This is a genomic window from Rubritalea profundi (assembly GCF_002954445.1).
GTDB classification, from domain to species: domain Bacteria; phylum Verrucomicrobiota; class Verrucomicrobiia; order Verrucomicrobiales; family Akkermansiaceae; genus Rubritalea; species Rubritalea profundi.
Genome location: NZ_MQWA01000001.1, coordinates 573,322 through 587,465 on the forward strand (window position 1 = coordinate 573,322; position 14,144 = coordinate 587,465).

A 14,144-nucleotide genomic window follows, 5' to 3' on the forward strand; every position below is an offset into this window, starting at 1 on the left:
GGGGGTGGGGGCTTTGTCGGCTCCTTCTAGCGTCTGGATGTAGTGCCAGATTGCTTCGAATTGCTTGCTTGCATCGCCGTCGAAGAAGTTGGCATTGAGTGCTTTTTTCTTATCGACGGTGTACTTCGGCATGATGGTGAGTGGGCTGAAGCGTTGAGGCCAATGCATCCAAGAATCATAGTAGCCGGGGCGGAGACGTTGTCCAGAGAGTTGGAGGTTGGGTCCCTGGCCTTCGAACGCTTGGAGGGCTGGAGTTTCGCCGGCGGCGTGGCAAGCGACGCAGCCATAGCCGGTGAGCCCGACGATTTTCTTGCCAGTTTCGACGAGTGACGCATGGGCATCGGGTCTCGGGGAGGATTGGACCATGCCGGCGCGATAGGCGATTCCTTTGGCTAGTAGGTGTGAGTGGTGTGCGAAGCCTGGCATGCGGGCTGTCATCCATGGGCGAACTTTGAGGGTTTCACCTTTGAAGAGGGATTCGAGCCAATCGGTCCTGAGTTTTTCACCTGCGAGTGTGATGTCGGGCAGTTTGTTCTCTCCCGAGTGACAGGTTGCGCATTGGAAGCGTTCCATCGCGCGGGATGCGTATTCGTGAGGAACGAAGCGGCGGAGTGAGTTATAGTTTCTGTTGCCGCCAACGTTCTTAAAGGCGAGGAGTGCTTGTTTGTCATCGAGGCTGAGGCCTAGTTCCGGTGCATTTCCTTCTTCTTCTGATAAGCAGCCGTGCTCCATCCATTCGGTGTTCCACATTTTCCTCAGCCCTTTGGCTGCGAATTCATACTTCTCCTTTTTGTCGGGTTGATGGCAGGTTGCGCATCGGTTGGCGACGATGGATTTTCCTTTTGCGGCATTGCCGAAGGTGGCTTGAAGGGGCTTGGGTCGTTTGGATTCTATCCAAGCCGCAATGTCAGCAGCTTCCTGCGGTGTGAGTCGGAGATCGGGGATGGTGGTGAACTTGGCGTGTTGGCTTGGGTTAAGCAGGATAGCCTGGAGACCTCCACGGGTGAGTTGGACGGATTTTGTGAATTCCTCAGCCCATGGCGTGAAGTGGAGCTTTTCAATGAGAGATTTTCCATTCTTCGGATCACCGGTCAAAGCGGGCAGCTCTTTGTCTTTCAGAGTGGCAAGGAAGGCTGCGATGTCATTGGCTTCGTCGGGTGCGACACTTGGGCAATTATCTTCGGGTTTCTTAACCCATTGCTCAAGCCAGCCTTGGTGCATGCGGTTGCCGATGTTGTTGAAATCGGGGAGGGTTTCGAAGAGTTCAGGCATTGATGCATCTGACTTTAAATCATTATTCTCATCGGTGTGGCATTTCACGCAGTTGGCAGCGGCGAAAAGATTGCGTCCTTTGCGGGCCTTGTCCTTGGCGGCTAGCATGGAGTTCGAAGTGTAGCGGTAGGCCGAGGGGCTGACTGGTTCCCAGATGAAATCGGACCCACTCCAGAGGAGACGGATTTGGCTGGTGCCTGATTTAGCTTTTTTGAAATGGCAGAACAGCGCTTGAGGGCCGGCTTCGAGGTCGAGCGGGGGAGACTCTAGAGGGAGGTCGCCCTCAATGACTTTCTTGCCATTAATTTTGAGGCTGGCCCAACCATGACCTTCCAGGCGGAATGCTCTTTTATCACGAGAATCGATGACGACATCTCCCTCGAAGACCGCCTGTGATGAGTTGATTAAAGAGGTGATTGTGCTCTTGTTCTCAACTGTCATGGCAAGTCGATCGACAACAAGAGCGTCGTCAGCAGCACCTCTCGAAGAGCTAAGAATGAGTCCTTGTTCTCCGAGCGCTTCTTTTTTGATGACGGGGAGATTGGCGAGATCGAGCCCGTGTTTATCAAATGTTGGACGAAGTTTGTGGATGGTGTTCCAGATGGTTTCCTTGAATTCCTTTTTGTTCGCGCTGGCGAGGTCCATGCGGATTTCCATCTGCATGGCTGGAGTCATTTTGGGGATGTAGAGGAAGACTGATTTGCCATCCTTCAGGAGCTTGGCTGCGCGTACTTCGACCGCGTCGACTTGATTGACCGAGCCCTTTGAAGGGGTAGAAAGGGCTTCCTTGCGAGCGGAGAGATCTTTATCGTCGACCGAGAACCTTCCAGAACCATACTGCGGGCCCCAGACGTAATCCCATTTGCTGATGGAGTAGCGGCGGGGATCGTTTGCGACTGAGGGGTCTAGTTTTTCGCTGAACTCGATGCGCAGTCCATTGGCGTGCGCTTCAAGTTTTTGGGGGACGGGCTTTTCGTCTGAGACCAAACGAATGCGCTGGAAGCCGGTTCCGCCATTGGTCTGCCATCCGCGGAATCCGATGACGAAGAGTTGTCCGGATTTTGGATGGAATCGTCCACGCATGCCGGCGGTGGTGAGATCGATGGGAAGTCGATAGACGCCGCCTTGAACCTGGCCGTCGACCTCGTCGATCAAGCTTCGATAAATCGAGCTTTTTCCATAGGAAAAGTGGAGCATATTCCCAGCGTGATTTGACCATGATCCGTCGGCTGGAACCCAGACTTGGCTACCGCTGGAGTTGTCAACGTAGTAGGGGAGCCAGCAGAGAGGCTTTTCGTAATCGGTCGGCATTCCGGGGAGATTGCGGACGAAGTTTCTACCGTCCCACTCGCTGGGAACGACGCCATGGAAGCTGCTTCCATCGGGCTTGCTCCAGGTGATTTTGCAACGTGGAACGTAGCTGCCTTCGTTCTCGCCTGTGGTGATTTCGCCATTGGGACCGATGCCAATTCCGCCGGGAGCACGAAGTCCCCAGGCCATGCGTTGCATCGTTTTCCCATCGGGGCTGACCTTAAGGATGGTGCCGGTATGCTCGGTGGGATCGGAGAATCCGCGACCACCTGCGAGGACGGGGGCTGCCTTGGTGAAGCAGAAGTTACCGTCTTTGTCGGTCTGCAGGTCGAAGGCAAATTCGTGGAATCCGGGGGTGATGAGGATGTCGTTGTTAAAGCACTCGTAGAAGTCGGCTTCACCATCGTTGTTGAGGTCGTGTAGGCGGGTGATTTGATCGCGTCCGTGGGTGTAGATGATGTCATCGACAATTTTGAGACCGAGTGTTTGATAGAGTCCAGAGGCAAAGCGCCGCCAGGTGATTTTTGAGAGGTCACCATCAATGCCCTCGGCGATCCAGACGTCGCCATTCCATGTGGAGCAGGCCGCGCGTTTGCCGTCGGAGAAGAAATCGAAGCCACCGAATCGGATGTTAGATTCCCACGGGTTTTCTTTGGGTAGGGGGATGTCATCGGCGGCATAGCCAGCAGTGCTGGTAGATGCGCGGCCTTTGACAGTGACAGATTCTGGAAAGAGAGCTGGGCCGCCTGCAGTGAGGGGGCCGGGGCCACGGTGATCTGGGAGGTCGACTTTCTTTCCTTTCGGGGAATAGATGAGGTCAAATTCTCCCTCGGCTCCTTTTTTAAGAGCGAGCAGAATACGGCCTGATGGCTGCGTCTTTAAAGTGATCCCAGCTGGAGTGCCGAGATCAGCGAAGCCGTCTAACGAGAGTTCTATGTCGCGGCCGCCTTCGAGCGGGTCAAGAATCAGCAGTTCGACGTCCTGCTTCATTTTCTCGATTTTGAATGAACGAACAAGTGCGTCATCGTGAACCCAAGGAGTATCGAGGACTTTGGAGCCGCCAATGGTGTAGCTCAGTACGGTGTTATTCTCGTGTCGGTAGAGTCCAAGGTACTCACCTTGCTGGTCGGGGAGGGGGCCATTTTTGGTTTCACGCGGGTCCTGCCAGTTGCCATTTACAGCGACGCCTGGGCCATTTTTTGTGGCGAAGAAGTAGCTCTTTCGGTCTTCGGGGAGGTAGGAGTTGTCTGAGTGCTTTCCGCTCCACGGAGTTCCCTCGAGCTGGGCCGTTCCTTGGAATCCGGCAACCATGCGTAAGGTTTCAGTGTCAAAAACAACGCTGTGATCCTCGTCGCGGCCGAGTTTGATGGCGATTCCCTTGAGAACGGCGACGTCGCCCTTTGGTCCAAATCCGAGGAAGGTGTCACTGATGAATGGACCAGTATCGATGAGATCCCACCAGCTGGCTTTGGGGTTTTCCAGTTTGAGAGCTTGGGTTCGTTCAGCTCTTGTCTCAGCGATGAGGATCGATGGAGTGAGCGAAATGAGTGCACAAATGGAAAGAGAGCGAAGTAAGTTCATGAGAATAGTTGGCCTAAAGGTGACGGAGCTGGAGACTCAGGTGCCTTTTATCGTTTCTGGCGGATCTACATCCTACCGAGGTTGCTAGGTGTATAATCAATTCAGAATAGGTTCAAGCCTCGGACATCAACTGCTAGGAATTTGCTTTTTGGCTAAGGTGTTAGGATGGGCTGGAATGAGGCTAGAAGCCCCAGCCACAGACTGGCTATGACACACTTAGCCTAGCTCGCTGGGTCTACTTGTTTGGGTTCAGTTTTTTTTAGCGGCGGCTTTCTTTGCGTCGGTGAGGCGTTTTTCACCCTCGGTCAACTGCTCGGCAGTCATAATTTTGATGATACTATCGCGGAGTTAGATAGCTAGTTTGCCGACGGGTGTGTTGGATGCGTTGGCGTATGCGGCAGCGGCGCTGGCAGCTGACTCGGCGCAGACGTAGGCCTCAACGATGTCCTGTTTGCCACCGATGCCCTTTGCCAGAACTTCGGCGTACTTGACCACTCCACCAAGGTTGCCGCCTTTGGCTGAGAGTTCGAAGAGCTGACGCGCTGCACCGTGGTCGCGTTTGACGCCCATGCCTTTTTCATATATCTCACCGAGGTGTAACTGCGCTTGTCCGTGCCCGGAACGTGCCGCGCGGATAAACCAGGCTCCGGCGGCAACGAAGTCCTGCTGCACGCCCCTACCCTGCTGGTAGCGCGTGCCAATCTTGTACTCGGCCGCGACCAGTCCGGCGGATGCGGAGCGTAGGAGCCAGGGCATGACCTCAGCCTTGAGTTGCGGTCTTACGTCCGAGGTGTCGAGCATGACCGAGAGATCATACATACAGACGGCATGGCCGAGTTCTGCGTCCTGGCGGTAGTAATCCATCGCCTTGCTCTTGTCCATTTTCAGTCCCCCGAGTCCGTTTTCGTGGAAGGTGGCGAGACTGTAGATGGTAGCTGGCACTTTTTTGTCAGCCGCTTTGTCGTAGTAGTCGATTGCGGATTTTAATGATTTTTTGCCACCCCAGCCGTTCTCGCTCATTTGTCCCAGGTAATAAAGGCCGTAGGGGTCACCGAGTTTATCGAGGCGGGAGAACTAGTCGCGTACCTTCGCGTAGTTCTGTTGAGCAGGATTGGAGGCCAGGTAGAATTCTCCGAGCGCGCGCATGGCTCCGAGATGTTTTGCCTCGGCCGCTTTTTTGAGCCATGATTCGGCGCTTAGTGGGTCAGGCTTGAGCTCGGGTTTGAGCTTGCCGTCGCGGTAGAGCTGGCCGAGTACGAAGGCTGCATCGGATTTGAAGGAACCGGTGGATTTTGTTGCTTGAGTCAGGTACTCGATCGCCTTGGTGGCATCGGCGGTGTAACCGTAGCCTGCGAGGTGCGCCAGGCCGAGCCGCAACTGTGCGACCGCTAGGCCTTTACTAGCTAATTGCTCCATCTGCTTGCGGGCGGCGGCAAATTCTTCGGGGTCATCGGGCGCGGCGAAGCGCAGGAGCACCAGTTCTTTAGTCGCCTGCGGGTTGCCTTTAGCCGCGGCTTTCTGGAAGTTCTCCTTCGCGAGTTTGAGGTTTTCCGGAGTTCCTCGGCCTTCGCGGTGCATGATACCGAGTGCCATATAGGCGGTTAATTCGTTACGCTTGGCCGCCAGAGTGAACATCTTGAAGGCTTGCTCCTGTTTGCCACTTTTTGACAATCGAAAGCCTTCGCTTACTTCTTTAGACGCTTTTTGAGTATCCCCGCTGTCTTTAACCTCTTCGAGGTTGAAGTTGTCAAAGGCGTAACTAGCCGCGTCGGCGTGCGGGGTGGCTATCAGCAGGGTGACGAACAATAGGAGAACCGAGAGAGAATATTTTTTCATAGTGAGATGTGAGTACGTTTTAAAAACTAGGAGAATGCTTGAGTATGTCGAGTACATTGGCGCGACAGGTGGGATGATTATTCAGATTTTTAACCGCTAAATATGCGAAAGAAGGCTTGGGTTGTGGATTCATTTTTAACCACGGAAAACAGGGAGTATTTCCAGGCGAAGCTGTCTCACTGGGTGTTTGGAGTTTACCCCCGTTGGGGGCTTAGGTACTCGATGGACCGCAAAAAACCCACCCCCCGGTGATGGGAAGTGGGGTTGGAGTGATTGTTGATTTTCAGATGCCAAATTACCTACGGCGACGGAGGATCAGAGCGAGTCCACCGAGGCCGAGTTCATCGAGGGCGGGACCATCGGACCCACCCCAATCGAGCCCAGTTAGGGCGACCGGAAGGCACTGAGCTGAATTAGTAGGATTCAGGCCTCTGAATGAATCTTTGCTCAAAAGTTGTCATACTCTCTTCACAGTTATACTGGATCAATAGTTGTACTCTTATTCTTTGTATTTGCAGCAAAGCTGATTTGGAGAGGGCGAAATGACACAGCGAGATTAGCTTCGTTGGTTGTCAGTTGCATCGCTCGCTATGCGCCTTCCTCCCGCCTTGCTGGAATCGAAGTCACTAAGACATCAGCTGTTTGATAGGTCCAGCTTGATCAATGGTGAGAATATTTTTCATCTTCAGATGTCTAATTTTGCTAGAATTGGCACATAATATTTCAAGTAAAATAAATAGCCAGCCCCGGAGGTCGATCAGTTTTCTAGCGCCTTAGAGATTGCCTTTTTTCATCTCCGTGACGGCAAAGTCTACCGCCCTTGCGGTGAGGGCCATGTAGGTGAGCGATGGATTCTGGCAGCCGGATGAGACCATGGCCGCACCATCTGTGCAAAAGACGTTAGGTGCACCCCAAACTTGGTTGTGTTTGTTGAGGACGGATTCCTCTGGCGAGCTTCCCATCCTCGCGGTACCCATCTCGTGGATAGCAAGCCCGATCGAGGGTTCCCTGTTGTAGGTGCTGATTCCCTTCGCGCCCATTGATTCTAACATCTCCGCTGAATCGTTCATCATATCTTCGCGCATGGCGTGCTCGTTTTCTTGGAACTCGGCATCGGCGACAACGAGGGGTAAGCCCCATTTGTCGGTCTTTTTCTTGCTGAGCGAGATTCGGTTGTTCTCGTAGGGCAGGCATTCGCCGAAGCCATACATACCGATCTTCCAAGGACCGAATGAGGTGAGTTCCTTTTTGAAATCCGCGCCAAAGCCAGCGATCGGACGCGACCATCCCTGACGCATGCCCTCGCCTTGATAGCCGAAGCCGCGGAGGTAGTTCCCTTTCCCAGGTTTCTCGGTGAAATTCCTGTAGCGTGGGATATAGAATCCGCCGGGGCGCCTGCCGAACTGGACTTTGTCCGCGTGGGTATCGATGTGGCCCTTGGCTCCGACTCCGAGATGGTGGTCCATCAGGTAGCCGCCGAGCGACCCGCTCTCGTCCATCCCGTTCTGATAGCGATCAGATTTCGAGTTCATCAAGATCGCAGTGGACGCGACGGTGGAGGCATTGAGGAAAATGACTTTGGCAAAATATTCGGTCGTTTCCAGTGTCACCTCGTCGATCAGGCGCACGCCGATAGCCTTGCCAGCCTTGTCATCGTAGATGACGGAGTGGACGATGGAATGCGTGCGCAGGGTCATTTTTCCCGTGTTCGCAGCGGCTTTAAGCGTCGCCGACTGGCTGCTGAAATAGGCGCCGAAAGGACAGCCACGAATGCAGAGATTCCGATACATGCACGCCGAGCGGCCCAGAGCGAGTTGCTCCGGCGTCGGCTTGGTAAGGTGGGCGATGCGGGCGTGGACAACCTTGCGGGTGTCCCATTTCCCCTCCACACCAGCCTTGAGATCGAGCTCCGGTGGAGTGAGTGCCATCGCTGGCTGGAATATCCCGTCCGGCAGTTGCACCAGTCCATCGGCGTTGCCGCTGATGCCTACGAATTTCTCCACGTAGCTGTACCACGGTGCTATTTCCTCGTAGCTGATCGGCCATGGGATGGAGATGCCTTCCTTGGCGTTCGCCTCGAAGTCCATCTGGCTGAGGCGATAGGTTTGCCGGCCCCACATGACGGAGCGCCCGCCGGTGTGGTAGCCGCGCATCCAGTCGAAGCGCTTCTTCTCCTCGTAAGGATGGTCGATGTCATCGACAAAAAGCTGATTCTGCGAAGGTCTAACCGTGTAGCCAGTGCGGCTTTGCTTTTTCTGCTGGGAAATAATTTCCCGGGATGGTTTGTTGAGCCATTGGAGCTCCCACGGGGCGGAGTTGGTGGTCTTGTAGTCGGTGACGTGTTCGAGCTTGTGACCGCGCTCCAGAACCAGCGTGCTGAGGCCTTTCTCGCAGAGTTCTTTGGCAGCCCAGCCGCCTGAGATTCCGGAGCCGACAACGATCGCATCATACATGTGTTCCGCTTTTCCTTTGGTGAGACTCATAAGTTTTTTTTAATAGGTAGGAGTTAGATGGAGTAGGCTTTCATGCCTGGCTTGAGCGGCATGTCTGGCACCCATTTTCCGGGCACCAAATGGTAGTCGAACGCCTGGGTAGCGCCGACCTCGGAGTTCACGTAACAGAACTTGGTAAGCTCCTTGAACTGCTGGAGAAATGTCTGCCTCTGCGGTTTTCCTTGCTGCTCCAGCTTGGCCCGTGTCGCTTTAGTCTCCTCATCATAAGCCGTAAGAAAAGCCACCTGCTCTTCTGCGCTAAGCTTGTCCAGCCCCTTGCCGTGGTCTTTCGCACAGCGCAGCATGATGGCCGCAAGTCCCTCTGTGATGATGAGTTGATCCTCCGGTGTTAGGCAATCTTTTGTGATCAGCTCGATCCAGCCCGGCACCCCTGCCCCGTTTGCCCCCGGGGTATCCGTCTCCGGGATAATTGCCTCTGCAAGGATGGCCACCTGCTTGCGCTGGGCCGGACGGAAATAGGTGAGGTCGGCGGGGTTGAATGCCTCGCCGATTCTCGCGAAAGCGCTTTCCGGAAGGGCAACACTGCCTCCCACTGCCATCGCCATGATCTTTAAAAGTTCTCTGCGCTCCATAGTTTTTTTCGAAATGTTAGTTTTGAGGTGTGCCTGAAAGTTAGGCCACCGAAAGGCTAAGTTAAGCTAGGGTGACCGAGTGGTTTTAGAAAATTGGATGTGGGTGGTCAAGTAGAGAGCGGGCACAAATGGCTGACGAGGTATCGAGCCGAAGGACGGAAAGGGCTCATCCTCTCGCACGAGTGATCCTCGCGACGCTATGCCATTATACCACTAAGCAAAACCAAAGAGACAAATGTTCTTTTTGAGGGCTTTAGGAAAATGCGCTACGCGGAAACTTTGAGTGCTGGGTGCTTTCTTGATAAATCGGCGTTTCTCCTCAGTCATGGTGCTGACTTGGGGCTAGAGTGTGCTGAAGTAAAAGCGCTAAATGATTATCAAGGAACCTCCGGCTTTCGTCTCTTTTGAAACTTTACTTTATATCACTCAGACTTCTTCAAACTAGCTTGAACTATGGCTCCCAGCACCAAGCCTAAGATGACGATAACGATGATTCCTCCGTTCGCTAAAATCTCACCAGGCCTGTTCATTCCGAAGACTGCAGCGATGGTCATGAGCGGGAAAAAGAAGGCTGCTAGTCGGTTGAGTTTTTGAGCTTCCTTAGCAGATTTTTGAGCATCCTTTGCCTGAGCTACGGCATTTTTAGCAATCATGAAGTCGAGGCTAGATTTAGCATCTTGAAGGAGAAGATCCCCACTGCGTTCCATGTTGACGGCTTGGTCTCGGATAGAGAGGACTTCTAGGTCATCACGGAGAGCTTTGCGTAGTTCACTGATGACTTGGGCCAAGTGACGGCCAGCGCGAACAATAGGTGTGGCTTCATCAATCACGGTATGAATTACCACAGCGTCCTATACAGCCTCTAATGATGCGTCGAGCTCCCCTAGACGCTTTTGATAAGAATTTACCAATGTTCTCAGTTCAGATCGTCCACCAGAATATGGTGACGATTTCCAATTCCCCTGACCATCGTACCAAAACAGAGCGGCTTCGCGGCGCCCTTTGTCTTGAGCAGTTGGGACGGTGTGCAAAAGGACGAGGATTTCACCGTCCTCAGTGATGAGTCGCTGACGACCAGCCTCTTCACCTACTCGTTGACGAATAGTTGGTGAGACGTTCCATGACTTGGGAATAATTGATTTACGCATGCTAACAACTTGCATGCTGCAAATAAACAAATTTAAGTCCCCCATCCCACTATAATTTTCGCAAGAAATTCTCACTCACTCCCGACCGCCAATGCTTATGAAAAATCTTCATTCACAAATGCTACATCAACAAGAATTCCCCCTTGTCCATCTGGATAGAATGCTCTAAACCCCGCCCCATCAATTTTATATAAAAATATGTCTACAATCATTTACACCAAAACTGACGAGGCACCAGCGCTCGCGACTTACTCACTGCTTCCAGTGATCGAAGCATTTTCAAAGACAGCTGGTGTCAACGTTGAGACACGCGACATATCACTCGCTGGCCGAATCATTGCTAACTTTCCAGAGAACCTCACTGCTGATCAGCAGATCGCTGACGCACTTGCTGAGCTCGGTGAGCTTGCTAAGAAACCAGAAGCGAACATCATCAAGCTTCCTAACATTTCGGCATCAGTACCACAGCTCAAGGCTGCTATCGCTGAGCTTCAGGCTGCTGGATACGACATTCCTAACTACGAAGACGCAGAAGAGCGCTACGGCAAGATCAAGGGATCAGCAGTAAACCCAGTGCTCCGCGAAGGAAACTCTGACCGCCGCGCACCAAAGGCTGTTAAGAACTACGCTAAGGCAAACCCACACCGCATGGGCGCTTGGTCAAAGGATTCCAAGACGCACGTTGCGACAATGTCTGCTGGCGATTTTTTCTCTAACGAGAAATCCGTAACAGTAACTGAAGCCACTGACGTGAAGATCGTTCACACGGCTGCAGACGCTACTGAGACAGTTCTCAAGGCATCTACTCCACTCCTCGCTGGCGAAGTCTTCGACGCCACATTCATGAGCAAGAACGCTCTTGTTTCATTCCTCGAAGCACAGGTTGCTGACTCCAAGGCGAACGACACCCTTTTCTCACTTCACATGAAGGCGACAATGATGAAGGTCTCTGACCCTATCATCTTCGGCCACGGTGTTGAGGCATTTTACAAAGAAGTATTCACCAAGCACGCGGCAACAATCGCTGAGCTCGGAGTGAACACACAGAACGGCTTTGGCGACCTTGCGGCTAAGATCGAATCTCTCCCAGCGGACAAGAAGGCTGAGATCGAAGCTGACATCGCAGCATGCTACGTCAATGGCCCAGCAATCGCTATGGTTGATTCTGACAAAGGCATCACTAACCTCCACGTCCCCTCCGACGTGATCATCGACGCTTCCATGCCAGCAATGATCCGTACTTCTGGTCAAATGTGGAATGCAGAAGGCAAGCAACAGGACACTAAAACAGTGATTCCTGACAGCTCCTACGCTGGTGTTTTCGACGCAACTATCGAGTTCTGCAAAGAGCACGGCGCATTTGATCCAACAACAATGGGCACAGTACCAAACGTTGGTCTCATGGCTCAGAAAGCTGAAGAGTATGGTTCACACGACAAGACATTTGAAATCGCAGCAGCTGGCACAGTCCGCGCTATCGACTCTAACGGCAAGGTACTCACCGAGCACACTGTGGAAGCTGGCGACATCTGGCGTGCTTGTCAGGCAAAGGACGCTCCTATCCAAGACTGGGTAAAGCTCGCTGTCACACGTGCTCGCGCAACGGGTAGCCCAGCTATCTTCTGGCTCGACGAAGACCGCGCACACGACGCACAGCTGATCCAAAAGGTCGGTCAGTACCTGCTCGACCACGACACAGAAGGCCTCGATATTCAGATTCTTGCACCGACAGAAGCAACTCTCTACACACTCGATCGCACTAAGAACGGCCTCGAAACAATCTCTGTGACAGGCAACGTACTCCGCGACTACCTCACTGACCTGTTCCCAATCCTCGAGCTTGGCACATCCGCTAAGATGCTCTCCATCGTACCTCTGATGAACGGCGGCGGACTCTTCGAGACCGGTGCTGGCGGATCTGCTCCTAAGCACGTTCAGCAAGTTGAAAAGGAAAACCACCTCCGTTGGGATTCCCTCGGTGAGTTCCTCGCCACGGCAGTTTCATACGAACACCTCGCTATCGCCAACAACAACCCGAAAGCAGCAGTTCTCGGTAAGACACTCGACGAAGCGACTGACCTCTTCCTGCAGAACGACAAGTCACCATCACGTAAGGTCGGCGAACTCGACAACCGTGGCTCACACTTCTACCTCGCTACTTACTGGGCACAAGCTCTCGCAGCTCAGACTGAAGACGCAGACCTGCAGGCAGCATTCGCACCCATCGCTACTGAACTCGCAGCGAACGAAGCTACCATCATTGCTGAGCTCAACGCAGCACAAGGCCCAGCAGCCGACCTCGGCGGTTACTTCCTGCTCGACGACGCGAAGACCACTGCGATCATGCGCCCATCCGCCACATACAACGCAATCATTGCTAAGCTTGCTTAAAAGAGCGCTTCCAGCCTCTTTAAGGTAGCTAACATTTTCAAATCTCGCACAGCTTCGCCTGCTGCGGGATTTTTTATCCTAGCTACTTGCAATCACACCAAGCTTAGTTTAACTTAGTCTGTAGATGAAAACTCTCAATATCCATGAAGCAAAGACCCATCTGTCTAGGTTGCTCGATGAAGTGAATGCCGGGGAAATCATCGTCATAGCTAAAGCAGGAAAGCCGATTGCTAAGCTCGTGCCATTTTCGTCTTCTAAAACAGAACGCACAGGCGGCACGCTGGCGGGACAGATTTGGGAGGCTTCAGATGCTTGGGAGCCAGACGAGGAACTCAACTCGATGCTCACTGAAGCGCCACTCTATAAATCTGATAATTCCTCTTCTTCTACGAGAGTCGCGGAAGGTGAAACTCCATACGGATCTCAACAATAAGCAAAACCATGCGACTCCTACTCGACTCCCATGCCGCGCTTTGGTGGCTCAGTGATCCGGAGAAACTCTCGGACGAGGCGAGACTCGCGATTGCTTCCATTGAAAACGAAGTTTACCTGAGCTCAGCTTCCTTATGGGAAATCCACCTCAAAGCAGGCAAAGGAAAACTCAACATCCCTCCGTCACTTATTGATGCTCTTTCCGAGCAAGAGATTGATGAACTAAAAATCACTTGGAAACACACTGAGCGCACACGCACACTTCCCTTGATCCACCTCGACCCTTTTGACCGATTGCTCATAGCCCAAGCCCAGGAAGAAGGCCTCACGCTGGTCACCCGAGACGAGTTGATCCAACAATACAAAGTGCCTACCATAAAGGCTTAGCCCCCAATTTCCAGAATCTAGTAAATTTCACATCTCTGCAAAGTTCGCCTGCTGCGGAATTTTTCATGGCTGACTTCACACCACACTCTATTTTAGTGTACACTGTTATCCGTGGCGGCGGTTCCCAACCGCCGGGGCAAGGTCTATGGGTGATCAGCTAGGCGCCCTACGACTCGGCTAAATCAATTAAAGAAATAGTGACTACCGCAGATGATCACGTACAAGCTAGAAAAGACGAGGGTACTGACAAAGCTAATCAACATCATTAGCCAAAATAATGGGTTGAAGAGATCTAACAATCCATAAAGATTCGATGCGGCATCGATCACATCCCGCGAGTCCCAGAGTAAGCCACCGAGCAGGAGCATCCTGCGTGTCGTTGCCACTGGCCCAATGCCTCTTATCTCCTTCGTATTTTTCCTTTTAGCGAAGCGTTGCCTGAGGATAGAGAATGTCTCTTTCGATTCTAACAACGTTTCGGGCAAGAGACTCAAACCATCGAGGGTGAACCAGTAGAACACCAATCCAGTCATTGGAAGTACCGTCAACCACAATGGAACCAGTGACCAGCCCCAGCCCAAAGCCATCGCCCAGTGTAGATAGATAACGGCCATGATTGTCGTCACAGCACACCCCCATATCAGTACAAGTAAAGGCTTCACGCTGATACGCGCCCCTACTCCAATCATTCCTATTAGCTT

Annotated in this window: 12 protein-coding genes and 1 pseudogene; 3 read left to right on the plus strand and 10 right to left on the minus strand. The window is 52.8% G+C overall.

The annotated features are described in order from the left end of the window. From BSZ32_RS18610 to BSZ32_RS02565, 9 genes and pseudogenes are all read right to left on the minus strand, one after another. The coding region (locus BSZ32_RS18610; RefSeq protein ID WP_105041964.1) for a DUF6797 domain-containing protein at positions 1-4,164 on the minus strand (4,164 nt) is incomplete at its 3' end. 348 nt (positions 4,165-4,512) lie between these two features. Then, positions 4,513-5,028 (minus strand): tetratricopeptide repeat protein, encoded by a 516-nt coding sequence (locus tag BSZ32_RS19975; protein WP_338066250.1) that lies wholly within the window; start codon positions 5,026-5,028, stop codon positions 4,513-4,515. Beyond that, a pseudogene (locus tag BSZ32_RS19980) lies at positions 5,005-5,199 on the minus strand (tetratricopeptide repeat protein); the annotation flags it as partial. The pseudogene BSZ32_RS19980 and the gene BSZ32_RS19975, both read right to left, overlap by 24 nt. 39 nt (positions 5,200-5,238) lie before the next feature. Continuing rightward, complete coding sequence (locus tag BSZ32_RS02545) at positions 5,239-6,000, minus strand: tetratricopeptide repeat protein (RefSeq protein WP_165788592.1); 762 nt, start codon at positions 5,998-6,000, stop codon at positions 5,239-5,241. Between the two features lie 295 nt (positions 6,001-6,295). After that, positions 6,296-6,451, minus strand: coding sequence for a hypothetical protein (locus tag BSZ32_RS18615; RefSeq protein WP_165788593.1), 156 nt, complete (start codon positions 6,449-6,451; stop codon positions 6,296-6,298). Between the two features lie 322 nt (positions 6,452-6,773). Next, positions 6,774-8,483, minus strand: coding sequence for a GMC oxidoreductase (locus tag BSZ32_RS02550; RefSeq protein ID WP_105041967.1), 1,710 nt, complete (start codon positions 8,481-8,483; stop codon positions 6,774-6,776). Between the two features lie 23 nt (positions 8,484-8,506). Beyond that, entirely contained in the window at positions 8,507-9,085 is a 579-nt protein-coding gene (locus BSZ32_RS02555; protein WP_105041968.1) for a gluconate 2-dehydrogenase subunit 3 family protein, read from the minus strand. 422 nt (positions 9,086-9,507) lie between these two features. Further along, on the minus strand, positions 9,508-9,930 hold the full coding sequence (locus BSZ32_RS02560; protein WP_165788594.1) for a hypothetical protein: 423 nt from the start codon (positions 9,928-9,930) through the stop codon (positions 9,508-9,510). 6 nt (positions 9,931-9,936) lie between these two features. Further along, the gene (locus tag BSZ32_RS02565; protein ID WP_129589557.1) at positions 9,937-10,233 is read right to left on the minus strand and encodes a hypothetical protein; all 297 of its coding nucleotides are present in this window, start codon (positions 10,231-10,233) and stop codon (positions 9,937-9,939) included. 198 nt (positions 10,234-10,431) lie between these two features. Here BSZ32_RS02565 and BSZ32_RS02570 point away from each other — a divergent pair, with 198 nt between their 5' ends. The 3 genes from BSZ32_RS02570 to BSZ32_RS02580 all read left to right on the plus strand — a co-directional run bounded on the left by BSZ32_RS02570 (position 10,432) and on the right by BSZ32_RS02580 (position 13,443). Next, the gene (locus BSZ32_RS02570) at positions 10,432-12,624 is read left to right on the plus strand and encodes an NADP-dependent isocitrate dehydrogenase (RefSeq protein ID WP_105041971.1); all 2,193 of its coding nucleotides are present in this window, start codon (positions 10,432-10,434) and stop codon (positions 12,622-12,624) included. Between the two features lie 124 nt (positions 12,625-12,748). Next, entirely contained in the window at positions 12,749-13,057 is a 309-nt protein-coding gene (locus BSZ32_RS02575) for a type II toxin-antitoxin system Phd/YefM family antitoxin (RefSeq protein ID WP_105041972.1), read from the plus strand. 8 nt (positions 13,058-13,065) lie between these two features. Then, positions 13,066-13,443 (plus strand): type II toxin-antitoxin system VapC family toxin, encoded by a 378-nt coding sequence (locus tag BSZ32_RS02580; RefSeq protein ID WP_105041973.1) that lies wholly within the window; start codon positions 13,066-13,068, stop codon positions 13,441-13,443. 182 nt (positions 13,444-13,625) lie between these two features. On the opposite strand, the gene BSZ32_RS02585 is transcribed toward BSZ32_RS02580, so the two are convergent. Further along, positions 13,626-14,057: a hypothetical protein gene (locus BSZ32_RS02585; protein WP_165788595.1), complete on the minus strand. Its 432-nt coding sequence runs from the start codon at positions 14,055-14,057 to the stop codon at positions 13,626-13,628. Positions 14,058-14,144 lie beyond the last annotated feature (87 nt).

What these genes read in the sequence shown, in the direction of transcription:
- BSZ32_RS02585 (WP_165788595.1), bottom strand. Translation starts at nt 14,057, where the DNA reads ATGGCCGTTATCTATCTACACTGGGCGATGGCTTTGGGCTGGGGCTGG.
- BSZ32_RS02545 (WP_165788592.1), bottom strand. Translation starts at nt 6,000, where the DNA reads ATGAAAAAATATTCTCTCTCGGTTCTCCTATTGTTCGTCACCCTGCTG.
- BSZ32_RS02575 (WP_105041972.1), top strand. Translation starts at nt 12,749, where the DNA reads ATGAAAACTCTCAATATCCATGAAGCAAAGACCCATCTGTCTAGGTTG.
- BSZ32_RS02550 (WP_105041967.1), bottom strand. Translation starts at nt 8,483, where the DNA reads ATGAGTCTCACCAAAGGAAAAGCGGAACACATGTATGATGCGATCGTT.
- BSZ32_RS02565 (WP_129589557.1), bottom strand. Translation starts at nt 10,233, where the DNA reads ATGCGTAAATCAATTATTCCCAAGTCATGGAACGTCTCACCAACTATT.
- BSZ32_RS02580 (WP_105041973.1), top strand. Translation starts at nt 13,066, where the DNA reads ATGCGACTCCTACTCGACTCCCATGCCGCGCTTTGGTGGCTCAGTGAT.
- BSZ32_RS19975 (WP_338066250.1), bottom strand. Translation starts at nt 5,028, where the DNA reads ATGGATTACTACCGCCAGGACGCAGAACTCGGCCATGCCGTCTGTATG.
- BSZ32_RS02570 (WP_105041971.1), top strand. Translation starts at nt 10,432, where the DNA reads ATGTCTACAATCATTTACACCAAAACTGACGAGGCACCAGCGCTCGCG.
- BSZ32_RS02555 (WP_105041968.1), bottom strand. Translation starts at nt 9,085, where the DNA reads ATGGAGCGCAGAGAACTTTTAAAGATCATGGCGATGGCAGTGGGAGGC.